Origin of the sequence: Kitasatospora sp. Root107 (assembly GCF_001424875.1) — a bacterium.
In the GTDB taxonomy this organism is placed as follows: domain Bacteria; phylum Actinomycetota; class Actinomycetes; order Streptomycetales; family Streptomycetaceae; genus Kitasatospora.
This window is the reverse complement of sequence record NZ_LMCT01000067.1, coordinates 40281-65904: the sequence shown is the minus strand read 5'-3', so window position 1 is coordinate 65904 and position 25624 is coordinate 40281. Positions and strand designations below refer to the sequence as shown.

The 25624-nt window shown below is 70.0% G+C and carries 20 protein-coding genes, 2 tRNA genes and 1 riboswitch; of the genes, 7 read left to right on the top strand and 15 right to left on the bottom strand.

Annotated elements, in window-relative coordinates; all coding sequences use genetic code 11:
• The first annotated feature begins 68 nt into the window (after window positions 1-68).
• Window positions 69-1610, top strand: a complete 1542-nt coding sequence (locus ASC99_RS31550; protein WP_057238522.1) for a chitinase — start codon at window positions 69-71, stop codon at window positions 1608-1610.
• Between the two features lie 31 nt (window positions 1611-1641).
• Here the strand turns inward: ASC99_RS31550 and ASC99_RS31545 are convergent, their stop codons facing one another.
• Together ASC99_RS31545 and ASC99_RS31540 are read right to left on the bottom strand one after the other, a co-directional pair.
• Complete coding sequence (locus tag ASC99_RS31545) at window positions 1642-2154, bottom strand: hypothetical protein (RefSeq protein ID WP_057238520.1); 513 nt, start codon at window positions 2152-2154, stop codon at window positions 1642-1644.
• A 499-nt stretch (window positions 2155-2653) separates the two neighbouring features.
• Window positions 2654-5293 carry a valine--tRNA ligase gene (locus tag ASC99_RS31540; RefSeq protein ID WP_057238518.1) on the bottom strand — a complete coding sequence of 880 codons (2640 nt, stop codon included), beginning with the start codon at window positions 5291-5293 and terminating at the stop codon, window positions 2654-2656.
• 159 nt (window positions 5294-5452) lie between these two features.
• Between ASC99_RS31540 and ASC99_RS31535 the strand changes: the two genes are divergently transcribed.
• Window positions 5453-6442, top strand: coding sequence for a hypothetical protein (locus tag ASC99_RS31535; RefSeq protein ID WP_057238516.1), 990 nt, complete (start codon window positions 5453-5455; stop codon window positions 6440-6442).
• A 63-nt stretch (window positions 6443-6505) separates the two neighbouring features.
• Here ASC99_RS31535 and clpX read toward each other — a convergent pair whose 3' ends face one another.
• The 5 genes from clpX to ASC99_RS31510 form a co-directional block, all read right to left on the bottom strand.
• Window positions 6506-7795: an ATP-dependent Clp protease ATP-binding subunit ClpX gene (gene clpX / locus ASC99_RS31530; RefSeq protein WP_057238515.1), complete on the bottom strand. Its 1290-nt coding sequence runs from the start codon at window positions 7793-7795 to the stop codon at window positions 6506-6508.
• A gap of 234 nt (window positions 7796-8029) precedes the next feature.
• A complete protein-coding gene (locus ASC99_RS31525; protein WP_057238513.1) occupies window positions 8030-8677 on the bottom strand; it encodes an ATP-dependent Clp protease proteolytic subunit in 648 nt (215 codons plus the stop codon).
• A gap of 54 nt (window positions 8678-8731) precedes the next feature.
• Complete coding sequence (locus tag ASC99_RS31520) at window positions 8732-9349, bottom strand: ATP-dependent Clp protease proteolytic subunit (protein ID WP_369824370.1); 618 nt, start codon at window positions 9347-9349, stop codon at window positions 8732-8734.
• A gap of 261 nt (window positions 9350-9610) precedes the next feature.
• Complete coding sequence (gene tig, locus ASC99_RS31515; RefSeq protein WP_057238508.1) at window positions 9611-11002, bottom strand: trigger factor; 1392 nt, start codon at window positions 11000-11002, stop codon at window positions 9611-9613.
• A gap of 383 nt (window positions 11003-11385) precedes the next feature.
• Window positions 11386-11459, bottom strand: a tRNA-Pro gene (locus ASC99_RS31510).
• A gap of 176 nt (window positions 11460-11635) precedes the next feature.
• On the opposite strand from ASC99_RS31510, the gene ASC99_RS31505 reads away from it, so the two are divergent.
• Window positions 11636-11709: transfer RNA gene (locus tag ASC99_RS31505), tRNA-Gly, on the top strand.
• Window positions 11710-11771: 62 nt separating this feature from the next.
• On the opposite strand, the gene ASC99_RS31500 is transcribed toward ASC99_RS31505, so the two are convergent.
• On the bottom strand, window positions 11772-12794 hold the full coding sequence (locus ASC99_RS31500; protein ID WP_057238506.1) for a peptidoglycan DD-metalloendopeptidase family protein: 1023 nt from the start codon (window positions 12792-12794) through the stop codon (window positions 11772-11774).
• 5 nt (window positions 12795-12799) lie between these two features.
• Window positions 12800-12988: riboswitch (cyclic di-AMP (ydaO/yuaA leader) on the bottom strand.
• Window positions 12989-13311: 323 nt separating this feature from the next.
• On the opposite strand from ASC99_RS31500, the gene ASC99_RS31495 reads away from it, so the two are divergent.
• Window positions 13312-14049: a DUF6348 family protein gene (locus ASC99_RS31495; RefSeq protein ID WP_057238504.1), complete on the top strand. Its 738-nt coding sequence runs from the start codon at window positions 13312-13314 to the stop codon at window positions 14047-14049.
• Between the two features lie 56 nt (window positions 14050-14105).
• On the opposite strand, the gene ASC99_RS31490 is transcribed toward ASC99_RS31495, so the two are convergent.
• Window positions 14106-14300 (bottom strand): hypothetical protein, encoded by a 195-nt coding sequence (locus ASC99_RS31490; RefSeq protein WP_057238501.1) that lies wholly within the window; start codon window positions 14298-14300, stop codon window positions 14106-14108.
• Between the two features lie 344 nt (window positions 14301-14644).
• A complete protein-coding gene (locus tag ASC99_RS31485) occupies window positions 14645-15793 on the bottom strand; it encodes a PP2C family protein-serine/threonine phosphatase (RefSeq protein WP_057239135.1) in 1149 nt (382 codons plus the stop codon).
• A gap of 270 nt (window positions 15794-16063) precedes the next feature.
• Here ASC99_RS31485 and ASC99_RS31480 point away from each other — a divergent pair, with 270 nt between their 5' ends.
• Window positions 16064-17344, top strand: a complete 1281-nt coding sequence (locus ASC99_RS31480; RefSeq protein ID WP_082598795.1) for a GNAT family N-acetyltransferase — start codon at window positions 16064-16066, stop codon at window positions 17342-17344.
• A gap of 72 nt (window positions 17345-17416) precedes the next feature.
• Here ASC99_RS31480 and ASC99_RS31475 read toward each other — a convergent pair whose 3' ends face one another.
• Both ASC99_RS31475 and ASC99_RS31470 read right to left on the bottom strand, forming a co-directional pair.
• The gene (locus ASC99_RS31475) at window positions 17417-17902 is read right to left on the bottom strand and encodes a ribose-5-phosphate isomerase (protein WP_057238497.1); all 486 of its coding nucleotides are present in this window, start codon (window positions 17900-17902) and stop codon (window positions 17417-17419) included.
• 51 nt (window positions 17903-17953) lie between these two features.
• Window positions 17954-18553, bottom strand: a complete 600-nt coding sequence (locus ASC99_RS31470) for a biotin transporter BioY (RefSeq protein WP_057238488.1) — start codon at window positions 18551-18553, stop codon at window positions 17954-17956.
• 268 nt (window positions 18554-18821) lie between these two features.
• Here ASC99_RS31470 and ASC99_RS31465 point away from each other — a divergent pair, with 268 nt between their 5' ends.
• Window positions 18822-20225 (top strand): amino acid permease, encoded by a 1404-nt coding sequence (locus tag ASC99_RS31465; RefSeq protein ID WP_057238484.1) that lies wholly within the window; start codon window positions 18822-18824, stop codon window positions 20223-20225.
• A gap of 54 nt (window positions 20226-20279) precedes the next feature.
• Here the strand turns inward: ASC99_RS31465 and ASC99_RS31460 are convergent, their stop codons facing one another.
• The gene (locus tag ASC99_RS31460; protein WP_235502890.1) at window positions 20280-20849 is read right to left on the bottom strand and encodes a disulfide bond formation protein DsbA; all 570 of its coding nucleotides are present in this window, start codon (window positions 20847-20849) and stop codon (window positions 20280-20282) included.
• Window positions 20850-21084: 235 nt separating this feature from the next.
• On the opposite strand from ASC99_RS31460, the gene pepN reads away from it, so the two are divergent.
• Entirely contained in the window at window positions 21085-23649 is a 2565-nt protein-coding gene (gene pepN, locus ASC99_RS31455) for an aminopeptidase N (RefSeq protein ID WP_057238481.1), read from the top strand.
• A 60-nt stretch (window positions 23650-23709) separates the two neighbouring features.
• Here the strand turns inward: pepN and ASC99_RS31450 are convergent, their stop codons facing one another.
• On the bottom strand, window positions 23710-24654 hold the full coding sequence (locus ASC99_RS31450) for a carbohydrate ABC transporter permease (RefSeq protein WP_057238476.1): 945 nt from the start codon (window positions 24652-24654) through the stop codon (window positions 23710-23712).
• 12 nt (window positions 24655-24666) lie between these two features.
• A complete protein-coding gene (locus tag ASC99_RS31445) occupies window positions 24667-25599 on the bottom strand; it encodes a carbohydrate ABC transporter permease (RefSeq protein ID WP_057238472.1) in 933 nt (310 codons plus the stop codon).
• Window positions 25600-25624: the final 25 nt, after the last annotated feature.

Sequence of the window (25624 nt, the reverse complement as noted above, 5' to 3'; positions counted from 1 at the left end):
AAGTCACTGGTACAGACCAGGACTTGACCCTGCACCGCACCATCCTCACTCCCCCACATGGAGATGGCATGCGCGCAAGACCGCACGGCAAGCTCAGCCTCCTGCTCATCGGCCTGGTCTCGACGGCGCTGGCCCTGGTCGGCCTGCTGCTGGCCACCCCAGGTGCCCAGGCCGCCGCCACCAACGTGGAGTTGATCGAGAACGGCGGCCTGGACAACGGCAACCACGTCTTCCCCTGGACGTGCTCCAACAGCTCCGGCCAGCCCGCCACCGACCCCACCCACGGCTTCGTCCTGAAGGTCACCCCCACCGCCAGTGACAACGGCCAGTGCACCACCACCGCTCCGGTCAAGCCCTCGTCCACCTACACGCTGAGCGCCTGGGTGCTCGGCCCGTACGTCTACCTGGGCGCCACCGGCACCGGCGGCAGCGACCCCAGCACCTGGACCAACGGCACCAGTTGGACCAAGCTGACGACCACCTTCACCACCGGGGCGAGCGCCTCCAACGTCACGGTCTACCTGCACGGCTGGTACGGCCAGGGCTCCTTCCTGATGGACGACATCTCACTGTTCGGGCCGGGTGACCCCAAGCCCTCCACCAGCGTGACCACCCCCAAGCCCAGCACCAGCGTGACGGCCACTCCGTCACCCAGCCCGAGTCCCAGCCCGAGCCCCAGTCCCAGCCCGAGCGGCAGCCCGACCACCCCGCCGCCGACCAACAAGCACCTGCTGACCGGCTACTGGCAGAACTTCGACAACGGCGCCACGGTGCAGAAGATCAGCGACGTCCCGGCCGCCTACGACATCATCGCGGTCTCCTTCGCCGACGCCACCGGCAGCGCGGGCGGGATCAGCTTCACCCTGGACAGCACGCTCTCCAGCCGCCTCGGTGGTTACACCGTCGCGCAGTTCAAGGCCGACATCGCGGCCAAGAAGGCGGCCGGCAAGAAGGTGGTCGTCTCGGTCGGCGGCCAGAACGGCACCGTCTCGGTGAACAGTTCGGCCTCCGCCGGCAACTTCGCCGACACCGCGTACGCGGTGATCCAGGAGTACGGCTTCAACGGGATCGACATCGACCTGGAGAACGGCGTCAGCGCCACCTACATGGGCCAGGCCCTGCACTCGCTGGCGAGCAGGGTCGGCAGCGGCTTCGTGCTCACCATGGCGCCGCAGACCATCGACATGCAGTCGGCCGGGGCGGAGTACTTCAAGCTGGCGCTGAACGTGAAGGACATCCTCACGATCGTCAACATGCAGTACTACAACTCCGGCACCATGCTCGGCTGCGACGGCAACGTCTACGCCCAGGGGACGGTCAACTTCCTTACCGCGCTGGCCTGCATCCAGCTCAAGAACGGCCTGGAGCCCCGGCAGGTCGGCCTCGGCGTCCCGGCCTCCACCAGCGCGGCCGGCGGCGGCTACGTCAGCCCGGGCGTGGTCAACGCGGCGCTGGACTGCCTGGCCCAGGGCACCAACTGCGGCACCTTCAAGCCGGACACCAAGTGGCCCGGCATCGGCGGCGCGATGACCTGGTCGACCAACTGGGACGCCAAGGCGGGCGGCGGCATCGCCTCCACCGTCGGCGGCCACCTGCACGGCATGCCGTAACCGGCACCGGGCTCTCGGCATCGGCCTAGGCCTAGGCCTGGCGCGGGATGCTCCGGGCGCCGTGCCGGTGCCGGAGTTCGGCGGTGATCTCCCCCAACTCCCCGTCGGGGAGGAAGGGGAGCATCATCGCCACCGCCTGGAGCAGTCCGCCGACCAGGAAGGTGGTGTCCGGGGTCGAGGCGACCAGCGAGCGGACGGTGCCCACGTCACCGGCGTCGACGGCCTCCACCAGCTCGGCCACGTCCACGAGTTCCTCGTCCACCGCGACCCCGGAGGTGTCCGCCGGAGCGATCCTGGCCAGGCCGCGCAGCACCCGGTCGGCGACCTCGGGCGCGTACGCCTTGCGGACCGCCTCGGCGGCGATCCACACCAGCAGGGTGGTCACCTCCTGCTCGGCCTGGTCGGCCAGCAGGCGCTCCAGCTCGCGGTCGAAGGCGAGTTGGTTGCCGTGTCGGAAGGCGATCAGCAGCGCCGCCGCCCTGGCCTTGGCCACGTCCACCGCCTCCGCAGGCAGTTCGTCGGCCAACTCCTTGGTCACCACCACGCCGTGCCCTCCCGTCAGTCGACATCCGCTGCCCAGAACTCCCACTTACCGTACACAGTCGAACTGCAAACGCCCCTTAACCCGCGCGCAAAAGAACCAGACCCGATCGGCCGAACGCCAATTCAGGAATTCACTGATTCACGATGCCCTGGCCCATCACGTCGCCTGCGGGCTCCGGCGGCACCGCGTCCAGGGTCTGCCGGCGACCCGGACCGAACGCGCCGCCACCATGCCGCCCATCGACTCGATCACGGCCCGGCGTTCGACCCCGGTATGCCGATGTCCTGCCCGCGCCGCCGTCCGCCTTCTCCGCTTTCGAACTCTTCGTGCACATCCGCCGTCGGCCGGCGTACGTGATGCAATTCGGCCGAACGGGCTATCCGGAACTCGGCCGGGTTCAGGAAATAGCCAACGGGTAATCAACTTCCTTTGCGCCGCCAAACACTGAGGGCCGTACCTCCGCGTAACGATGCGCGGAGGTACGGCCCTCAGTGGACGGTCAGCCCTGTGGCAGCGACGCCAGCTGGGCGGTGATCCGGACGATGTCGGCCTCGGCGGCGGTCAGGCGGCCCTTGATCTTGGCCACCACCTCGTCCGGGGCCTTGGCCAGGAAGGCCTCGTTGCCGAGCTTGGCGGTGGCCTGCACCTTCTCCTTCTCGGCGGCGGCCAGGTCCTTGGCCAGGCGCTTGCGCTCGGCCGGCACGTCGATGGTGCCGGACAGGTCGAGCGCCACGGTGACACCGGCGACCGGCAGCGAGGCGGTGGCGGTGAAGCCCTCCTCGGGCTCGGTCAGCCGCGCCAGCGAACGGATCGCAGCCTCGTGCACGGCCAGCGCGGTGCCGGCCAGCTCGAGCCGGGCGGGCACCCGCTGACCCGGGTTCAGATCCTGGTCGGAGCGGAACCGGCGGACCTCGGTGACCACCTGCTGGACGGTGGCGACCTCGGCCTCGGCGGCGGCGTCGATCCGGCTGGCGTCGGCCTTCGGCCACTCGGCGATCACCAGCGACTCCCCGCCGGTCAGCGTGGTCCACAGCGTCTCGGTGACGAACGGGACGATCGGGTGCAGCAGGCGCAGGGTCTTGTCCAGCACCTCACCGAGCACCCGGCGGGCCGCGTCGGCCTGCGGGCCGCCCGCGAACAGCGTGGTCTTGGAGAGCTCGACGTACCAGTCGAACACCTCGTCCCAGGCGAAGTGGTACAGGGTGTCCGAGACCTTGGCGAACTCGTAGTCCTCGTAGAACGCGTCCACCTCGGCGATGGTCGCGTTCAGCCGGGACAGGATCCAGCGGTCGACCGCGGTGAGCTCCTCGGGCGCGGGCAGCGGGCCCTCGACCGTGGCGCCGTTCATCAGCGCGAACCGGGTGGCGTTCCAGATCTTGTTGCAGAACTTGCCCGAGCCCTTGACCCAGTCCTCGCCGACCGGCACGTCCGCACCGGGGTTGGCACCGCTGGCCAGGGTGAACCGGACTGCGTCCGCGCCGTACTCGTCCATCCAGTCCAGCGGGTCGACCGCGGTGCCGGAGGACTTGGACATCTTCTTGCCGAACTGGTCGCGGACCAGGCCGGTCAACGCGACCGTGCGGAACGGCGCCTGACCGTCCATCGCGTACAGGCCGAACATCATCATCCGGGCGACCCAGAAGAAGATGATGTCGTGGCCGGTGACCAGCACGTCGGTGGCGTAGAACTTCTCCAGGTCCGGGGTCTGCTCCGGCCAGCCGAGGGTCGAGAACGGCCACAGGCCGGAGGAGAACCAGGTGTCCAGCACGTCCGGGTCCTGGTGCCAGCCCTCGCCGGCCGGCGGCTGCTCGTCCGGGCCGACGCAGACGACCTGGCCCTCGGGGCCGTACCAGACCGGGATCCGGTGGCCCCACCAGAGCTGGCGCGAGATGCACCAGTCGTACATGTTGTCGACCCAGTCGAAGTACCGGCGCTCCAGCTCCTTCGGGTGGATGTCCACCCGGCCGTCGCGGACCGCGTCGCCGGCGGCCTGCGCCAGCGGTTCGACCTTGACCCACCACTGCAGCGACAGCCGCGGCTCGACGATGGTGTGGCAGCGCGAGCAGTGACCAACGGAGTGGTCGTACGGACGCTTCTCGGCGACGATCCGGCCCTGCTCGCGCAGTGCGCCGACCACGGCCGAGCGGGCCTCCAGGCGGTCCAGGCCGAGGAAGGGGCCGTGCACGGTGATCGCGCCGTGCTCGTCCATCACGGTCAGGTTCGGCAGGCCGTGGCGCTGGCCGATGGCGAAGTCGTTCGGGTCGTGCGCCGGGGTCACCTTGACGGCGCCGGTGCCGAACTCCGGGTCGACGTGCTCGTCGGCGACGACCGGGATCTCACGGTCCGTCAGCGGCAGCTTGATGGTGCGGCCGACCAGGTGCCGGTAGCGCTCGTCGTCGGGGTGGACGGCGACCGCGGTGTCACCGAGCATCGTCTCGGCCCGGGTGGTGGCGACGACCAGCGAGTCCTCGCCCTCGCCGTAGCGGATCGAGACCAGCTCGCCGGGGACGTCCTTGTGCTCCACCTCGATGTCGGAGAGCGCGGTCAGGCAGCGCGGGCACCAGTTGATGATGCGCTCGGCGCGGTAGATCAGGCCGTCGTCGAAGAGCTTCTTGAAGATGGTCTGGACGGCCTTGGACAGGCCCTCGTCCATGGTGAAGCGCTCGCGCGACCAGTCCACGCCGTCGCCGAGGCGGCGCATCTGGCCGAGGATCCGGCCGCCGTAGTTCTCCTTCCACTCCCAGACCTTCTCGACGAAGGCCTCCCGGCCCAGGTCGTGCCGGGACAGGCCGGACTCGGCGAGCTGCTGCTCCACCTTGTTCTGGGTGGCGATACCGGCGTGGTCCATGCCGGGCAGCCAGAGCGTCTCGAAACCCTGCATCCGCTTCCGGCGCGTCAGGGCGTCCATCAGGGTGTGCTGGAAGGCATGGCCGAGGTGCAGCGCACCGGTGACGTTCGGCGGCGGGATGACGATGGTGTACGCGGGCTTGTCGCTCTTGGCGTCGGCGGTGAAGTAACCGCGTTCCTCCCAGCGCTCGTACAGCACGCCCTCTACCTCCGCCGGGGCGTAGGTCGTCGGGAGGGTGGCTGCGTTGTCCCCGTCGAAGGTTCCGGGGCGCTGGTTCGTCGTGTCGGTCACGACACACAGTTTACGTAAACCTGGGGACCGGCTTCGACCGCCTTCCCCGGCGACCACCCGGACGGGGCCGGTCTTGACGCGTGCGATACCGTGCCCCGATACTCGCACGCCCGTCTGGCGCGCACTGACGAACAGTCACAACCGACGTGGGGGAGACCGATGAACGGGCCGGGGCAGCAGTATCCGCAGGGCCAGCCGCCGCAACAGCCGCAGCAGCCGTACGGCCAGCCGCCGCAGCAGCCCTACGGCGCGCCGCAGCCCCCGTACGGCCAGCCGCCCCAGCAGTACGGCTACCCGCCCCAGGCCCAGCCGCCCGCCGGACCGTACGGCGCGCCGCCGCAGCAGCCGGGCCCGCCGCAGTTCGGCCAGCCCCAACAGCAGTCCCCCGCACCCCAGTTCGGCACCCCGCCGCCGTACGGGCAGGCCCCGCAGTACGGCGCGCCGCAGCCCCCGTACGGGCAGCAGCCGTACGGCCAGCAGTTCGGCGGGCCGGGCGAGCCGAAGAAGAGCAGCGCCGGGCTGGTGATCGGCCTGGTGATCGGTGCGCTGGTGCTGGTCGGTGGCGGCATCGGCGTCTGGGCGCTGACCAGCTCCGACTCGCCCGGCGGCGGCAGCAGCAGCGCCGGTAACTCCACTCTGGGCAAGTACAAGCTGGCCGCCCCGGCCACGCTGCCCGGCGGCTACACCCAGAAGTCGACCAAGCCCGAGTCGGCCGGTGCACTCGGCACGGGGGGCATCGCGTACGACGGTGGCATCTCCGCGAGCTACCTCAAGGGCAAGGACGCGACGGACACGATCGCCATCGGCGGTTCGTGGGGCAAGTTCAGCGATCCGGCTGCCGTCATCAAGGCAGGCACCGAGAGGTTCGCCACCGGCGCCAACGCCGGCGCCGACGAGAAGGTGACCTGGAAGACCCCGCTGGCCTCGGTCGACGCCAAGGACGAGAAGGACCCGGGCGGCAAGCTCTCCTGCGGCGTCGCGTCGATGGGGACCATGGACGTCCCGCTCTGTGTCTGGGCCAACCACTCCACCGTCGGCACGGTCGCCTTCATCAAGGTCTCCCTGACCGGCAAGACCACCCCGGTCTCCCTGACCCAGGCCGCCGACCAGGCCCGGGCGATCCGGGATCTCGTGGTGGTCGCCAAGTAGTCCGTGACAACGAGAAGGCCCCGCACCCTTCACAGGGTGCGGGGCCGTTCTGCTGACTGCGGGTCAGGCGCTCTTGTCGCGCCGCTCACGCTTGATCATGTCGCGCGGGACCAGGGTCGGGATCGCGTGCTTGGAGACCACGTCGCCGGTGACCACCACGCGGGCCACGTCCTGCCGGGACGGCACCTCGTACATCACGGACATCAGCACCTCCTCCATGATGGCCCGCAGGCCACGGGCACCGGTGCCGCGCAGGATCGCCTGGTCGGCGATCGCCTCCAGCGCGTCGCGGCTGAACTCCAGCTCCACGCCGTCCAGTTCGAAGAGCTTGCGGTACTGCTTGACCAGCGCGTTCTTCGGCTCGGTGAGGATCTGCAGCAGCGCCTCGCGGTCCAGGTTGTGCACGCTGGTGATCACCGGGAGCCGCCCGATGAACTCGGGGATCATCCCGAACTTCACCAGGTCCTCCGGCATCACCGAACGGAAGTGGTCGCTGCTGTCCGACTCGCGCTTCGAGCGGATGTTGGCACCGAAGCCGATGCCCTTGCCACCCGCGCGGCCCTCGACGATCCGCTCCAGGCCGGCGAACGCGCCGCCGACGATGAACAGCACGTTGGTGGTGTCGATCTGGATGAACTCCTGGTGCGGGTGCTTGCGGCCGCCCTGCGGCGGCACACTCGCGGTGGTGCCCTCCAGGATCTTCAGCAGCGCCTGCTGGACACCCTCGCCGGAGACATCGCGGGTGATCGACGGGTTCTCGCTCTTGCGGGCGACCTTGTCGATCTCGTCGATGTAGATGATCCCGGTCTCGGCCTTCTTGACGTCGTAGTCAGCGGCCTGGATCAGCTTGAGCAGGATGTTCTCGACGTCCTCGCCGACGTAACCCGCCTCGGTGAGGGCGGTGGCGTCGGCGATCGCGAACGGCACGTTCAGCATCCGGGCCAGGGTCTGCGCGAGCAGCGTCTTGCCGGAGCCGGTCGGGCCGAGCAGCAGGATGTTGGACTTCGCCAGCTCGATCGCGTCCTCGCGGCCGTTGCCACCACTGCGCCCGGCCTCGCCGGCCTGGACGCGCTTGTAGTGGTTGTAGACCGCGACCGACAGCGACTTCTTGGCGGTGTCCTGGCCGACCACGTACTGATCCAGGAACTCGTAGATCTCACGGGGCTTCGGGAGCTCCTCGAAACGCACCTCGGAGGTCTCGGCGAGCTCCTCCTCGATGATCTCGTTGCACAGGTCGATGCACTCGTCGCAGATGTACACGCCAGGCCCGGCGATCAGCTTCTTCACCTGCTTCTGGGACTTGCCACAGAACGAGCACTTGAGCAGGTCGCCACCGTCTCCGATGCGTGCCACGAGGTGCTTCCCCTTCGCCAGGGGCCCCGCGGGGGTCCGGGGCCTGGTGCTGTGGACCGGTCGCCGTCGAGCGATCGGTCTCGCTATCCGACGGTACTCTGCCGAGCCGCCAATTCCGCCGTCTTCGACAGCTCTGCGGTACGCCCAGGGCGAATTGATACCGAACAGATGCCGTCGAAGAGACAGGCGGAGCATGGCTCAGTGCCATGCCCCGCCCGGTGAACCCAGCGGGGTTCAGGAGGTCATGGAGGACTTCCGGGTGGAGATGATCTGGTCGATCAGCCCGTACTCCAGGGCCTCCTCGGCCGTCAGGATCTTGTCCCGCTCGATGTCGTCGCGGACCTGCTCGACCGGCTTGTTGGAGTGCTTGGACAGCATCTCCTCCAGCTGCTCGCGCATCCGGAAGATCTCCCGGGCCTGGATCTCCAGGTCGGAGACCTGGCCCCGGCCGGTCTCGGTGTACGGCTGGTGGATCAGGATCCGGGCGTTCGGCAGCGCCATCCGCTTGCCGGGGGTGCCCGCCGCCAGCAGCACGGCCGCCGCGGAGGCCGCCTGGCCCATGCAGACGGTGGTGATGTCGGGCTTGACGTACTGCATGGTGTCGTAGATCGCGGTCAGCGCCGTGAAGGAGCCGCCGGGCGAGTTGATGTACATCTGGATCTCGCGGTCCGGGTCCATCGACTCCAGGCAGAGCAGCTGCGCCATGATGTCGTTGGCCGAGATGTCGTCCACCTGGGAGCCGAGGAAGATGATGCGCTCCTCGAACAGCTTGGCGTACGGGTCGTACTCGCGGATGCCCTGCGAGGTGCGCTCGACGAAGCGCGGGACGATGTAGCGGCCCTCGGCCCTCGGGGCGGTGAACTCGGTGCGCACGGTGTTCATGGGGTGTTCGGTCCTCCGAAGCGTGACGGTCGGTTGGGTCTGCTGCCGGTGCTGTCAGGCGCCGGTGCCGCCGCCGCCGGGAACGTCCGCGGCGCTGTGCATGATCGAGTCGATCAGGCCGTACTCCTTGGCCTGCTCCGGGGTGAACCAGCGGTCCCGGTCGGAGTCCGCGGTGACCCGGTCGAACGACTGGCCGCTGTGCGCGGCGATCAGCTCGGACATCCGCTTCTTGGTACGGAGCAGCTGCTCGGCCTGGATCCGGATGTCGGTGGCCGAACCGCCGAGACCGGCGGAGGGCTGGTGCATCAGGATGTTGGCGTTCGGCAGCGAGAAGCGCTTGCCCTTCGCACCCGCGGTCAGCAGGAACTGACCCATCGAGGCCGCCATGCCCATCGCGATGGTGACCACGTCGTTCTTGATGTACTGCATGGTGTCGTAGATCGCCATGCCCGCGGTGATCGAGCCGCCGGGCGAGTTGATGTACAGGTAGATGTCCTTGTCCGGGTCTGCGGCAAGGAGAAGCAGCTGGGCCGTGATCTTGTTGGCGATATCGTCGTCGACCTGCTGGCCGAGGAAGATGATCCGCTCGTTGAGCAGCCGGTTGTAGACCTGGTCTCCCAGGCCGCCGAGCACGTCACCACCGGCGGCGTGCGGCGCCATCAGGCCAGGCATCTGCATCTGCGGGAACGTCACTTAGCCACCTGCTCAGTCGAATTGGACGGCCGCGCTACAGCCGCCGCTCTGTCGCACAGCTAGATATCACTGCGTGAATGTCACTGTCTAAGGACCCTAACGCGCAGGCCCGGCCGCAGAATCCCCCACGCAGAACTGTTCGCTGTGAGCGCAGGGTCGGAGCGGGAACAACGGACGGCCCGGACACCCCGCTGACGGGGTGTCCGGGCCGTCCGGAACAGCTCGGTACTACCGGGGGAATCAGGCCTCGGTGGTCTCGGCCGAAGCCTCGACAGCCTCGGTCGACGCCTCGGCGGCGTCCTCGTCCTCGTCGTCCTCGAAGGAGACGACGTCACCGTTGGTGTCGGTGACCTTGGCGGCCTCGACCACCAGCGCCAGCGCCTTGCCACGGGCGACCTCGCCGACCAGCAGCGGCACCTGGTTGCCCTGGACGACCTGCTGGGCGAACTGGTCCGGCGTCATGCCGGAGCCCGCCGCACGGCGGATGAGGTGCTCGGTGAGCTCCTCCTGGTTGACGCCCAGCTTCTCCTTGTCGACGATCTCGTCGAGCACGAACTGGGTCTTGATGCCCTTCTTGGCCTGGTCCTCGGTCTCCTTGGCGAAGTCCTCGACGGACTTGTCCTGGGTGGCGAGGTAGGTCTCGAGGGTCAGGCCCATGGGCTCGAGCTGGTGGTGCTCGAGGTTGTGCTTGCGGGTCTCGACCTCGTCCTTGAGGAGCTTCTCCGGGTAGTCCATCTCGACCAGCTTCAGCAGCTCGTCGAGCACCCGCTCCTGGGCCTGGGTGGCCTGGTCGAACTCGCGCATCCGCTCGAGGCGCTTGCGGGAGTCGTCCTTCAGCTCCTCCAGGCTGTCGAACTCGCTCGCCATCTGGGCGAACTCGTCGTCCAGCTCGGGGAGTTCCTTCTCCTGGACGGCGGTCACGGTGACGGTGACCTCGGAGCTCTGGCCGGCCTGGGTGCCGCCCTTGAGCTCGGTGGTGAAGGTCTTGGTCTCGCCGGCGGACAGGCCGATGACGGCCTCGTCGATGCCGTCCAGCAGGCGGCCGGAGCCGATCTCGTAGCTCACGCCGGTGGCGGTGCCGTCGTCCGGCACCTCACCGTCGACCTTGGCCTCGAGGTCGACGACCACGACATCGCCCTCGGCGGCGGCGCGCTCGACGTCCTTGACCGAGGAGAAGCGCTCGCGCAGCTGCTCCAGCGACTTCTCGACGTCCTCGTCCTCGACCACGATCGGGTCGACGACGACCTCGATGCCGGCGAAGTCCGGGAGGGTGATCTCGGGACGCACGTCGACCTCGGCGACGAAGCTGAGGTCACCGCCGTCGGCGAGGTTCTCGACACCCTGGATGTCGGTGATGTCGGGCTGTCCGAGGACCTCGATCTTGCCCTCGTCGACGGCCTGCGTGTAGAAGCGCGGCAGGGCGTCGTTGACCGCCTCTTCCAGCACGGCGGCACGGCCGAAGCGCTGGTCGATGACGCGGTTCGGGATCTTGCCCTTACGGAAGCCCGGGACCGAGACCTGCGAGTTGATCTTCTTGTAAGCCGCGTCGAGGCTCGGCTTGAGCTCCTCGAAGGGCACCTCGACGGTGAGTCGAACCCGGGTCGGGTTCAGAGTCTCGACGGCGCTCTTCACGGTTGGGTCTCCTAGGGGCTTGCGGTCAGGTTGTCTACGCCGTCCGACGACCGGCCGTGGGCCGATCGGGTTCGGGCGAGACGGGCGATGGGCGGTTGGAGCTGCATCTCCCGTACGGGGGTGGACGGTGAGCGTGACTCCTCGCCCTCGGGCGGTCTGACCTGTGCACATGCCACAGGGACGACCGCCAGCGGCCCATCCTACCGGTACCACGAAAGGCGGACGCCAGGGCGCCGCGCTTCGAGTGACAGTGGCCCCCTGATGGCCGCTGTGACGGCCGCTGCGCGAGCCCGGAATTCACCCTCCTCGCACCCGCCCCGCACCCACCCGGCATCCCCAAACGCCAACAGGGCCCCGCCCGTTGACGAGACCCTGCCGCACTGTCGGGGTGGCCGGATTCGAACCGACGGCCTTCCGCTCCCAAAGCGGACGCGCTACCAAGCTGCGCCACACCCCGTGGTGCCGAGAGGAAGCGTACACGCCACCCAAGCCGCCCCATTGGTCATATCGGAGACCCGCCGAACGGGCCGAACCGCCAAAGCGGTGTGCGAGCAACCGACCCGACCAGGTACGCTGGCCCTGTCCTCGCGACCGGCAACGGCCCCGAGGTCACTGTGTGCTCCGGCACCACATGCGGGTGTAGCTCAATGGTAGAGCCCCAGTCTTCCAAACTGGTCACGCGAGTTCGATTCTCGTCACCCGCTCCAACGCTTCGGCCCCCCGGTCAATGACCGGGGGGCCGAAGTCGTCTGAGGCGGGGTCAGACGGATCAGACGTTGACGCCGTGCGCGCGGAGGTACGCGACCGGGTCGATGTCGGAGCCGTAGGACGGGCCGGTGCGGACCTCGAAGTGCAGGTGCGGGCCGGTCACGTTGCCGGTGGCACCCGAGAGGCCGAGCTGCTGGCCGGCCGAGACGGACTGGCCGACCTTGACGGAGATCGAGGAGAGGTGGGCGTACTCGGAGTACTTGCCGTCGGCGTGCTTGACGACGACCTCGTTGCCGTAGGACCCGCCGTTGCCGGCCGAGACCACGGTGCCGGTGGTGATGGCCTTGACGACGGTGCCGGTCGAGGCACGGAAGTCGACACCGGTGTGGTAGCCGCTGGACCAGGAGGAACCGGAGGCGTGGTACGCGGTGGAGGTGCCACCGCTGACCGGGGCGACGTAACCGCCGGCCGCCACGGTGGTCGACTGGGCCTTCGGAGCCGCAGCAGCCTTCGGGGCCGTGCTGGCCTTCGGGGTGCTGGCCTTCGGGGCTGCGGTGGTCGACTTGGAGCGGGACGCCTTGGTGGAGTCCGTGGTGCTCGCGGAGGAAGACGAGGAGGACTTGGTCTCGGTCTTCGGCGCCTCGACGGCGGCCTTCGGGGCCTCCGCGGCGGGCTGCGGCGCGGCGGCCACGGCCTGACCGGCGAGCGAGAGCTGCTGGCCCGGGTAGATCAGGTTCGGGTTGCCGCCCACCACGGTGCGGTTGTCCTGGTAGAGCTTCTGCCAACCGCCGTCCACCTGCTTGGCGTTGGCGATCTTCGAGAGGGTGTCGCCGCTGACGACCTGGTAGCTGCTCGCGGCCGGAGTGGCGGCGGCGACCGGCACCACGGCGGGCGCGGCGGTCTCGGTGGCGATGGTGGTGACGGCAGCCGGGGCGGCCTGGGGCACCGAGGCGGCGGCGTGGCCCTGGTGAGCGCTGGCGGCGGCCACCGGGAGTGCGAAGGTGGCGCCGAGTACGCCGGTCGCGACGGCGATCCGGGTCAGGTGGGACAGCTGGACGCGACGGTGCTTGCCCTGTGCGGACATGGGGGTAGTCCTCTCCGACGCCTACGAGGTGAGCTGTCGGGTTCGGGCGGGAGATGCCCGGCCGCAGGAATGCGGCTTCACCCCAAGCCGTCCCGGTTCACACCGGTTCGGCGACTTACCTTGGGTCCCCCGCTCCTGCCATGCGTGCCTTGTTCGAGGCGCCGGGCGGCGGCAGGACTCGGCGTTCCGCCCGGTTGAGCCCGTCCGGTCGTTCACCGGACAGGCCTCGAAGCAAAGCCGATCGACCGCTTCGTGGCAAGCCCCGGTTGAACGGTGAACAAGGATGATCAGGGACGTAGGTCACGTCCCGGCCGGGACTTGCGACCCGGACGGCCCGAATCGGCGACGCTTCGTCCCCGATCTGTTCACGGAGGGTGGCCGATATCGCCGTCCGTACCCACCTGGACCCGCTCCGCCAGCATGCGCCGTGACACCGGTCACGCCGGGCCGATACGCTCGCCCACGGTCGAGCTCGAACGCCGGTGTTCGAAGCACCCGCTGAGCAAGGAGCCCGCCTGTGCGCCCCCAGGAACGGCTGGCCGTCATCCAGCGCGCGGTGATCCGCGAGATGGCCGGGCTCGGTCAGGACTTCACCGTCGACGGCCCGCTGGTCCGCGGGCCCGGCACCACGGCGGTGGCCTTCCGCGACCACGACGAGCACGGCACCGGCGGCGGCCATGTCGACCTGGGGTACGTTCTGCGGCTCGGCCAGGGCGACGCGCCGGTGATCTGGGACTGCGCGGCCGGCGTGGGCGGCACCGAGGTGGAGCAGCTGGACAGCGCGGTACGGATGTGGGCGGGCACCACGGCGTCCGCCGTGGTGAGCCTGCTGACCGGCAACGGCGACCACTACGACGCCCCCGAGTTCCCCGGCTGGCACGTCGTGCAGGGCCCGGCCGCGGTGTTCGGCGCCGACACCGACCCGCTATTCGACTGGGTCACCGAGCGGGACCTCGGCCCGGTGCTGGCCGCCGCCGTACTGCCGAAGCTGACCGAGCGTCAGGTCAACGGCGTGAAGCTGTTCTTCGGCGGCAAGGCGGGCGACGACGTCGCCGAGGTCCGGATCAACGGGACGGTCTGCGAGCAGGCTTCTGCCGCGCTGCGTGCGCTGGACTGGCCCCGGGGCGAACGGCTCTGCTGGGCCCGGCTGTTCCTGCTGCTGGTCGCCGAGCATCCTCGGTCGGAGACCTCCGGGCAGGCCGAACCCCCGCCGCAGCGCCACTGGTTGGGCCGCTGGTGGCGGAGCCGTCGCTGAGACCGGCCGGTCCGAGACCGGCCGCGGCCGGCCCGACCCGGGTCAGCCGCGCCTGGTCAGCTGGCGACCGAGGAGATGGTCTGCGCGAGCTGGGTGAGGAAGTCCTGGATCGGCTTGGCCGCCGTGGACTGGCTCAGCATGAAGCCGAAGAGCGCGGCCATGACCGCATGACTGGTCTTCAGCTGCTTGTTGCGGATGAAGATGACCACGATGATCCCGAACAGGACCAGCGCTGAGACGGAGAAGGCCACCAGGACTCACTTCCTCATTCTTTCGTAGCGAGCTTCGTGGCGGGCCCAATCCCCCGAGACCCCCCGAGAACCGACCGTCCCACCCGAACTCAGTGTGGTCGTTCGTGCCGACTGCGTAAAGGACTTGCCGGAACGCAGCCGCGAAGATCCTGCGATGTGAGACGAATTTCCGCCGACCGAGACGATAGCCCAGCCGACCTGACGGGGCGTCGAACGGGTACCCCGAAGCGGAAGTTGAGGGTTCCCGTGCTGGTGAGGCCGGACCTAGATCCACTCCGCCGGGCCGCCGTCAGGAATGGCCGAAGACCGGTGCACCGACTTGACACAGTTCGGCCATCGGTCGGTCACCCGCGCCAGAGCAGCAGGACCGCCCGGTCGTCGTTGACGTCCTTGGCCACCGACTCGATCAGCTTCACCGCCGAGCCCCGGCCGCCGTGTTGGGAGAACGGGGCGCCGCCGACCAACCGGTCGGCCTCTCCCATCAGCCGGTCCATCCCCTCGGTCAGGTCGCGGCCGGGGATCTCCACCATGCCGTCGGTGCAGAGCATCAGCACGTCGCCCTGGTCCAGCCGGCCGCGCACCGCCTCGAACACCGCGCCGTCGTAGACCCCGAGCAGCGCGCCCTCGACGGACTCCTTGACCTCCCATCGACCGCTGCCCGCGTGCCGCTGCATCCCGGGCAGGTGCCCGGCCGACAGCAGCTCGTACTCGCCGGTCTCCAGGTCCAGCACCAGGTGCACGGCGGTCGCGAAGCCCTCGTCCCAGTCCTGGCGGAGCAGGTAGCCGTTGGCGGCGGGCAGGAACTGATGGGCCGGCAGCGAGCCGAGCAGCCCGCCGAACGCGCCGGAGAGCAGCAGGGCCCGGGAACCCGCGTCCATGCCCTTGCCCGAGACGTCGGCGAGCACCACCTCCAGGGTCCGCCGGCCGGGACCGGTCCTGGTGGCCACCACGAAGTCGCCGGAGAAGGACTGGCCGCCGGCCGGGCGGAGCGCCATGTCGGCGGACCAGCCCTCGGGCAGCGCGGGCACCCGGCTCTGCACCCGCAGCCGCTCGCGCAGGTCGAACAGCATCGAGCCGCCGCCCCGCCAGGGCACGCCGACCCGGCTGCGGAACTGGGCCAGCAGCAGCCCGGCCACCCCGACCGCGCCGACCACCAGGGCGGCGCCGGGGGTGACACCGAAGACGTACATGTCGGGGCGGTCGCTGGCCACCCGCTCGCCGGTGTGGATCAGCGACTCGACCGAGAGCCCGAGCGCGGCGGCCGCGTAGAGCACCACCAGGGTGCCCGGGCGCAGCAGCAGCGCCCCGGCCAGGATCGGCAGTACCAGCGCGGTGGGCGGGGCCCAGGCCGGGATCAGGATGTTGAGCACCACCAGCAGTGGGACGGCCGCGAACAGCACCGCGAAGGCGAGCCAGTCGGAGGCGTCGCCGCGGAAGTAGTCCACCCCGGTCCGGCGCAGCACTCGGCGGACCCGGTAGAGCCTGCTGCGCAACCGGGCCGTCCACGGGGTGTCGGCCGCCTGTGCGACCGGGCCCGTCTCAGTCGGCCGGGGCGTGAAGCCCGGCGTGCTGCCAGCCATGGGCTATGACCTTATCCACCGGCGGAGCCCGCCGTCGACGGTTGGGGCGCCGCCGGGCGCACCGTTCCGCTCTGGTTCAACGGATTTCGGCCGCCGGAGCCGCCCACCCGCCGCTGGAACCCGGGAGGTCAAGCCGCCGAAAGCCGGTCGCGCACGATGCAACTCGGTGATAGCTGTTGGCATATGACCGCTGATACCGAGACATTTGACCGCCCGACCGTTGACGACCTGACGGTACGTACCCTGACGGACGAGGAATGGGACGGCTGGTACCGGACCCTGGAGGTCGCCTTCGGCGGCCAGGAGGAGCATCCCGAGGAGCGCGCGCTCTGGCGCGAACTGACCGAGCCGGACCGCTCGCTGGGCGTCTGGGACGGTACCGACCCGGTGGCCTGCGCCGGGGCGTTCTCGCTGCGGATGACCGTGCCGGGCGGCGCGGTGGTCCCGGTCGCGGCGGTCACCATGGTCGGCGTGCTGCCGACCCACCGGCGGCGCGGCATCCTCACCGGGCTGATGCGCCGTCAACTGACCGGGCTCCGGGATGGTGGCGAGGCACTCGCGGTGCTGACCGCCTCGGAGTCCGGCATCTACGGCCGGTTCGGGTACGGACTCGGCAGCTGGCGGATGGCGCTGACCGTACCGACCCGCAAGGTCAGGGTGCAGGCGCCGGTGGATCGCGGCGTCCGGCTCCGGCTGGCCGACCCGGCCGGGAGCGGCCCGGCCTGCGAGGAGCTGTACGCCCGGCTGGTGCCCGGGCGGCCGGGGATGCTGGAGCGCCGCCCCGGCTGGGAGCGGCTTCCGCTGCTCGACCCGCCCGCCGGACGGGACGGCGCCTCCCCGCAGCAGTGCGTCCTCGCCGAGGACCGGGAGAGCGGCCGGCTGCTCGGCTACGCCCGGTACTCGGCCTCGGTCGCCTGGGGCACCGAGGACATCCCGGACGGCACCGTCCGGGTCCGGGACGTCGAGGCGCTGACCCCCGGGGTGTACGCGGCGCTCTGGGACTACCTGCTGAGTCTGGACCTGGTCGACCGGGTGACCGTCGCCAACCGCCCGGTGGACGACCCGGTGCTGCACCTGGTCGACGACCCCCGTCGGCTGGAGCCCCGGCTGGGCGACGCGCTGCACGTCCGGCTGGTCAGGCTCGGCGAGGCGCTGGAGCTGCGCGAGTACGCGACGGCGCTGGACGTGGTGCTGGAGGTGACCGACCGCTTCTGTCCGTGGAACGCCGGACGCTGGCGGCTGCGCAGTGCCGGGCCGGGCAAGGCGGCGAGCTGCGTCCGTACCGAGGACCCGGCCGGGATCGCGCTGGACGTAAGGGAGTTGGGGGCGGCCTACCTCGGCGGGGTCAGGCTCGCGGCACTCGGCCGGGCCGGGCTGGTGCGGGAGCTGGGCGACGGTGCGCTGGCCGAGGCCGACCGGGCCTTCGCCTCGGACCTCGCCCCGTGGCTGCCGCACGGCTTCTGACCGCCCGTCAAGCCGACGGGGCCCGGGGCGCGTGCTCGGCGCACACCCCCGGGCCCCGGAGGGTCGGGAAGGTCAGACCTGCGGGTGGTGGGCGGGGATCGGGGGGAGCTCGCCGGTGGTCTCGTACTCGGAGAGCATCTCGATCCGGCGGGTGTGCCGCTCCTCGCCGCTGTACGGGGTGTTGAGGAAGATCTCGACGAAGCGGGTGGCCTCGGCCTCGGTGTGCATCCGACCGCCGACGCTGATCACGTTGGCGTTGTTGTGCTCGCGGCCGAGCGAGGCGGTCTGCTCGCTCCAGGCCAGCGCCGCCCGGACGCCCTTGACCTTGTTGGCGGCGATCGCCTCGCCGTTGCCGGACCCGCCGATCACGACGCCCAGCGACTCCGGGTCCGCGGCGGTGCGCTCGGCCGCCCGGAGGCAGAACGGCGGGTAGTCGTCCACCGCGTCGTAGATGTGCGGGCCACAGTCGACCGGCTCATGGCCGTTCTCCTTCAGCCACTGGACGAGGTGGTTCTTGAGGTCATATCCGGCATGGTCGGAACCCAGGTACACGCGCATGCGCAGATTGTGGCACGCGCGGGTCCCCGGGACCGCCGTCGGCAGGTCGGATCAGGAGGCGCGCCGGACCAGCTTCCAGGCCAGCGGCAGCGCGCCCATCGCCAGCACCAGCTTCAGCGCGTCGCCCACCAGGTAGGGGTAGAGCCCCAGTTCGGCCGCGCGGGCCAGCGGCACGTGCAGCGAGGCGGCCAGGTACGGGACACCGACGGCGTAGATGACCAGGGTGCCGAGCAGCATCGCGCCGGCCGTCCGCAGCGGGCTGCGGTCCGCGCCGCGCCGGGCCAGCGCGCCGACCAGGCCGGCCGCCAGCACGAAGCCGACCACGTAGCCGAGGCTGGGCATCGCGAAGCCGGAGCTGCCGCCGGCGAACCAGGGCAGGCCCGCCATCCCGGCCAGCAGGTAGAGGCTGAGGGCGGCGACGCCGCGCCGGGTGCCGAGCGCGGTGCCGACCAGCAGGGCGGCGAAGGTCTGACCGGTGACCGGGACGGGCGAGCCGAGTACGGGCACCGAGAGCTGGGCGGCCAGACCGGTGACCGCCGCTCCCCCGGCGACCAGGGCCAGTTCGCGGGCCTGGACGCCGAACCGGGAGCCGGCCTGCGGGAGCAGGTCGGCGAGGACCGGGGTGGTGGCGGCGGACGTGGCGGTGGCCATGGGCGGGTCTCCTGACGACTCGTTGGGTGATCACTTGTGAACCTACGTCGTCGCCCGGGCCGGTGAGGGCATCGGATCCGGCCAACAGGCGGTGCACCGACTTGTCGTGTCCGACCTGTTCCAGCCAGTACGGGTGAGGAAGCGATCACTTTCCGTCAGATAACCGTCCGGATGGCGGTCGTCGGGGCCTGGATATTGGCATGCCCACCGTTCGTACCGAATAGTGAACGGGTCCTCCCGCTATCCGTACAGAGTCTGGACCCGCCTGATGACGTCCCCCACTCCCCAGCCGACGCTGGAGCAGACCGAGCAGTCGGCCGGGCCTGCCCCGTCCGGGCAGCTGTCCCACGGCCTGAAGCAGCGTCACCTGTCGATGATCGCGCTCGGCGGCGTGATCGGTGCCGGTCTCTTCGTCGGCACGGGCAAGGGCATCGCCGCCGCGGGCCCGGCCATCATCCTGGCGTTCACGCTCTCCGGCCTGCTGGTCATGCTGGTGATGCGGATGCTCGGCGAGATGTCCGCCGCCCGGCCGTCCTCCGGCTCCTTCTCGGTACACGCCGAGCGGGAGATCGGGCCCTGGGCCGGGGTGACGGCGGGCTGGATGTTCTGGGTGATGCTCTGCTGCGGCGTCGCGGCCGAGGCGACCGCCGCCGGGACGATCATGAACGGCTGGATCCCGGACGTACCCGGCTGGGCCTGGGTCGCCGTCTTCATGGCGTTCTTCTGCGCCAGCAACCTCACCGGCGTGAAGAACTTCGGCGAGTTCGAGTTCTGGTTCGCCGCCGTCAAGATCACCGCGATCGTGGCCTTCCTGGCCCTCGGCGTGCTCGGTGTGGCCGGCGTCCTGGGCGACGGGGCGCCCGGCACCGCCAACCTCACCGGTCACGGCGGCTTTCTGCCGAACGGGATGGACGGCCTGATCGTCGGGCTGCTGGCCTCCGTCTTCGCGTACGGCGGCCTGGAGACGGTGACCATCGCCGCCGCCGAGTCGGACAACCCCCAGCGCAACGTGGCGAACGCGGTGCGCACCGCGGTCTGGCGGATCGCCGTCTTCTACATCGGCTCGATGGCGCTGGTGGTCACCCTGGTCCCCTGGAACGACCCGCAGGTCGCCTCGGAGGGCCCGTATGTGACGGTGCTTCGGCACCTGGACGTCCCCGGCGCGGGCGCCATCATGCAAGCCGTGGTGCTGATCGCGCTGCTGTCCGCGATGAACGCCAACATCTACGGCGCCTCGCGGATGGCCTACTCGCTGGTCGGCCGGGGCGAGGGGCCGAGGGTGCTGGCCAAGGTCAGCGGCGGCGTGCCGCGCCTGGCCGTGCTGGTCTCCTGCGCCTTCGGCTTCGGCGCGGTGCTGGCGGGCAAGGTCTGGCCGGACACGGTGTTCACCTGGCTGATGAACACCACCGGTGTGGCGATCCTGGTGGTCTGGATCTTCATCTGCGTCGCCCAGCTCCGGATGCGCCGCCGGCTGGAGCGCGAGTCGCCCGAGCTGCTCACCGTCCGGATGTGGGGCTACCCGTACCTGACCTGGGCCGCGCTGGTCGCGAACGTCGGCATCCTGGCCCTGATGACCACCACCGAGGGCAACCGCGACCAGCTCTACGCCGCCGGGGTGCTGGTCGCCGCGCTGGCCGCGGCGGGTTACTGGAAGCAACGCCGGACCGCCTGAACCACATGCCGAGGGGCCCGTACACGATGCGTGTACGGGCCCCTCGGTGTGCCGTCACTCGAAGGACGGGCCTGCGGTGCGGGTGCGCTTGATCTCGTAGAAGCCGGGGGTACCGGCCACCAGCAGGGTGCCGTCCCACAGCCGGGCGGCGGCCTCGCCGCGCGGGGTCGGGGTGACCACCGGGCCGAAGAAGGCGACCCGGCCGCCGTCCGGGCCGTCCACCGCGATCACCGGGGTGCCGACGTCCTCGCCGACCAGGCCGATGCCCTCGGCGTGCGAGGCACGCAGCGCCTCGTCGTACTCGGTGGAGTCGGCGGCGTCGGCCAGCTCGACCGGCAGGCCGGCCGCGAGCAGGGCGGCCTCGATGGTGGCGCGCTCGTTGGGCAGGCCCTGGTTGTGGAAGCGGGTGCCGAGCTCGGTGTAGAGCGGGCCGAGCACCTTGTCACCGTGCGCCTGGGCGGCGGCGATCAGCACCCGGACCGGGCCCCAGCCCTTGGCGACGAAGTCCTTGTACTGCTGCGGCAGGTCCTCGCGGTGCTCGTTCAGCACCGACAGGCTCATCACGTGCCAGCGGGTCTGCACCGGGCGGAGCTGCTCCACCTCCAGCATCCAACGGGACGTCATCCACGCCCACGGGCAGGTCGGGTCGAACCAGAAGTCGGCGATCTTCTTGGAGTCTGCGGTCGTCACTGACGCGTCCTTCGCTCGGTACGGGCGGTTCCACGGGTCAGCAACAGCGGCCGGCCGCCGCTGATTCCGTCGGACCTGTGCAATGGCACCACGCGGCCCCCGTGAAAGGATGCGCCTGGGACGACCTCCCGACAGAGACCGTGCGAGCCGGACAGAGGAGTAAACCACCGTGCCGGGCAAGAACCTGAGCCGCGAGGAAGCCCAGCAGCGGGCCGCCATCCTCTCGGTGGACAGCTACCGCGTCCACCTCGACCTGACCTCGGCCGTCGATCCGACGGCCGCCACCTTCCGGTCGACCACCACCATCGCCTTCCGCTCCGCCGAGGCCGGGGCGGCGAGCTTCGCCGACCTGCTGGCCCCGAAGGTGCGGGCGGTGACCCTGAACGGCCGCTCCCTGGACCCGGCCGAGGTCTTCGACGGCACCCGGGTAACGCTGGCCGGCCTGGCCGAGCAGAACCTGCTGGTGGTCGAGGCGGACTGTGCCTACAGCCGGACCGGCGAGGGCCTGCACCGCTTCGTCGACCCGGTGGACGGCGAGACCTACCTCTACACGCACTTCGAACCGGCCGACTCCCGGCGGGTGTTCGCCAACTTCGAGCAGCCCGACCTGAAGGCCCCGTTCACCTTCACGGTGACCGCCCCGGCCGCCTGGGACGTGTACGCCAACGCGGTGCACACCACGGTCACCGAGGACGGCAGCGCCCGGGTCTGGGAGTTCGCCCCCACCCAGCCGATCTCCACCTACCTGACCGCCGTGGTGGCCGGCCCGTACCACGTCGAACGCGACCACTACAGCCGCGAGTCGGCCGACGGCTCGACGCTGGAGATCCCGCTCGCGGCCACCTGCCGCAAGTCGCTGTCGAAGTACTTCGACGCGGACGAGATCTTCACCGTCACCAAGCAGGGCCTGGACTTCTTCCACGACACCTTCGACTACCCGTACCCGTTCGGCAAGTACGACCAGTGCTTCGTCCCGGAGTACAACATCGGCGCGATGGAGAACCCGGGCTGCGTCACCTTCCGGGAGGAGTTCGTCTTCCGCTCGAAGGTCACCGAGGCCGCGTACGAGGGCCGGGCCAACGTCATCCTGCACGAGATGGCGCACATGTGGTTCGGCGACCTGGTCACCATGAGGTGGTGGGACGACCTCTGGCTGAAGGAGTCCTTCGCCGACTTCATGGGCTCGTACGCCCTGATCGGCGCGGGCACCAAGTACAAGGCGGCCTGGATCACCTTCGCCAACCGGCGCAAGGCCTGGGCGTACCGGCAGGACCAGTTCCCCACCACCCACCCGATCACGGCCGACATCCGTGACCTGGAGGACGCCAAGCTCAACTTCGACGGCATCACCTACGCCAAGGGCGCCTCGGTGCTCAAGCAGCTGGTGGCGTACGTCGGCGCCGAGGCGTTCTTCGAGGGCTCCCGGCAGTACTTCAAGCGGCACGCCTTCGGCAACACCGTGCTCGGCGACCTGCTCGGCGCGCTGGAGGCGACCAGCGGACGGGACCTCACCTCCTGGGCCGCCGCCTGGCTGCAGACCTCCGGGGTCAACTCGCTCACCCCGCAGCTCACCGTGGACGCCGAGGGCCGGATCACCGAGCTGGCCGTGCTCCAGGACGGCGACACGTTGCGCCCGCACCGGATCGCGATCGGCTTCTACGAGCGGGACACCGACGGCGCGCTGGTGCGCACCGAGCGGGTCGAGCTGGACGTGGACGGCGCCCGCACCGTGGTGCCCGAGCTGGCCGGCAAGCCGCGCCCGGCGCTGGTGCTGCTGAACGACGACGACCTGACGTACTGCAAGATCCGGTTCGACGACCACTCGTTGGAGACCCTGCGCGAGGGCCTCGGCGAGATCGCCGACCCGCTGTCCCGCGCGCTGGCCTGGTCCGCCGCGTGGAACCTGACCCGGGACGGGCTGATGCCCACCCGGGACTACCTCGACCTGGTCGACCGGTTCGCCGGCCCCGAGTCGGACATCGGGGTGCTGCAGTCGCTGCACCAGCAGGCCAAGAGCGCCCTCGACCTGTACGCCGCGCCGGACCACCGGGCAGCGGGCGCACGGCAGTTGGCGGCCTGCGCGCTGCGCGAGCTGCGCGCCGCCGAACCCGGCAGCGACCACCAGCTGGCCTGGGCCCGGTTCCTGGCGCTGACCGCCGACGAGGCCGAGCAGCTCCAGCTGGTCGAGGGCCTGCTGGCCGGCACCGCCCGGATCGACGGTCTGGCGGTGGACCAGGAACTGCGCTGGGAGCTCTGGCTGTCCCTCGCCTCGGCCGGGCGGGCGACCCCCGAGCAGCTGCGCGGCGAGCTGGAGCTGGACAACACCGCGAGCGGGCGCCAGCACCTGACGCACGGTCTGGCCGCCCTGCCCACCCCCGGCGCCAAGGCCACCGCCTGGGCCTCCGTGGTGGACTCCGACGAGCTGCCGAACGCACTGGTGGAGGCCCAGATCGCGGGCTTCGCCCAGCCTGGCCAGCGCGAGCTGACCGCCGGGTACACCGACGCCTACTTCGAGGTGATCGAGTCGGTCTGGGCCCAGCGCTCGATCGAGATCGCGATGCGGATCGTCGGCGGCTTCTTCCCGCGGTTCCAGACCGACCAGGCGACGCTGGCCGCCGCCGACGCCTGGCTGGCGGGACACCAGGGCGCCGCTCCCGCGCTGCGCCGCCTGGTGCTGGAGTGCCGGGACGACCTGGCCCGCGCGCTGCGCGCGCAGGCGGTCGACCAGGGCTGAACGCACTGAAGGGGCCGCCCACTTGGATAAGTGGGCGGCCCCTTCTGCGTCTCCGGGCGACTACTTCAGGGTGGCCGAGGTGAGACCCGACTGCACCTGCCGCTGGAAGGACAGGTACACCACCAGCACCGGCAGCATCGCGATGGTCATACCCGCGAACAGCGCCGGGGCGTCGCTCTTGTAGCCGGACTGCAGGGCGAGGTTGACCAGGCCCTGGGCCAGCATCGAGTGGTCGGCCTCGCCGGCCGAGGTCGGCTGCATCAGGGTGACCGGCAGGATGTACTGGTTCCACTGCCCCAGCACGTTGAAGATGCCGACGCTGATCAGGCCGGGCTTGGCCATCGGCACCATCACCTGGAAGAACGCCCGCGCGTGCGAGCAGCCGTCCAGCATGGCCGCCTCGTGGATCGCGGTGGGCAGCGTGCGGAAGAACGAGTGCAGGAAGAACACGGTGAACGGCAGCGAGTACGCCGTGTACACCAGGATCAGGCCGCCGTAGCTGTTCAGACCGAGGTACGGGCTGATCTCGCCGAGGTTGCGGACCATGAAGAACAGCGGGACGAGCGCGAGGTAGACGGGGAACATCGCGCCCGCGACGAACAGGAAGTAGATCGACCGGTTGCCCTTGAACTCGTAGCGGGCCAGCACGTAAGCCGCCATCGCGCCGAGCAGCATGGTCAGGGTCAGCGAACCCGCCAGCACGATCAGGGTGTTGGCGAAGAAGCCGCCGATGCCCTTCTCCCAGGCGCTGCCGAAGTTCTTGAAGCTCCAGGAGGTCGGCCAGCTCCAGGCGCTGGTGTTGATCTGGGTGTCGGTCTTGAACGAGCCGAGCACCACCCAGGCCAGCGGGAACAGGATCAGCAGGGCCCAGATGGCCAGGAAGCCGTGCGAGAACACGTTCAGCACCCCGCCACCGTCGGCGAAGCGCGCCTCCTTGGCCGGCGGCCGGGGCTTGACGGAGCGTTGGGCGGGAACGGTCGTGGTCTTGTCGATGCTGGTACTCATGCCATGCCCCGCTCAGTACTCGATGCGCTCGCGCCGGGTGACCCGCAGCGAGACGACGGACAGGATGAGGGTGAAGAAGAAGATCACAACACCCATCGCGCAGGCGTAGCCCGCCTCACCGAAGGCGAGGAAGTTGCGCATCAGGTACGTCGACATCAACTCGCTGTGGTGGTCCGGGCCACCGCCGTAGGTGCGGCCCGGGGTCATGCTGGCCACCAGCGCGAAGGCGTCCATCGCCACGATGGCGAGGTAGACCCAGGCGGTCTGGATGGTCTCCCAGAGCAGCGGCAGGGTGATCTTGAAGAAGGTCTGGCCACGCTTGGCGCCGTCCAGCAGCGCCGCCTCGTAGATGTCCTTCGGGATCGACTGCATGGCCGCCGAGAACAGCACCAGGTAGAACCCGACGCCGCCCCAGATCAGGACGCCCATGATGCACCAGAGCACCAGGTTCGGGTCGTTCAGCCACTCGACCGGGTGCTGCGGGTCGCCAAGGCCGAGCTCGATCAGCGCGCCGTTGGCCAGACCCGCGCCGTCGCTGCGGTACACCGCCTGCCAGAGCACCGCCAGGATGGCGATCGACAGGACCTGCGGGAAGAAGAAGACCACCTTGTAGAAGGCGGCACCCGCGACACCCTGGACACCGCCGGTGCCGCCCTTGCCGCCCACGTTGAGCATGAAGGCGAAGAACAGCGCGATCAGGATGGTGGCGACCGGAAGCACGGCGAGCAGGAGCAGGTTGTGCCAGAGCGCGCCGAGGAAGACCTCGTCACCGAGGAGCTTGGTGTAGTTGTCCAGGCCGACGAAGTTCATCTCCTGGCTCTGCCCCGACCAGTCGGTCAGGGAGTATCCGAACGTCTGCGCGTAGGGCCAGAGCACCAGGCCCACGTACAGCAGGATCGGAAGAAAGAGGAACCCCACGATGAAGGGGTACTTGCCGTGACGCATGGTCACATCTCCTGTCCGTCAGGCG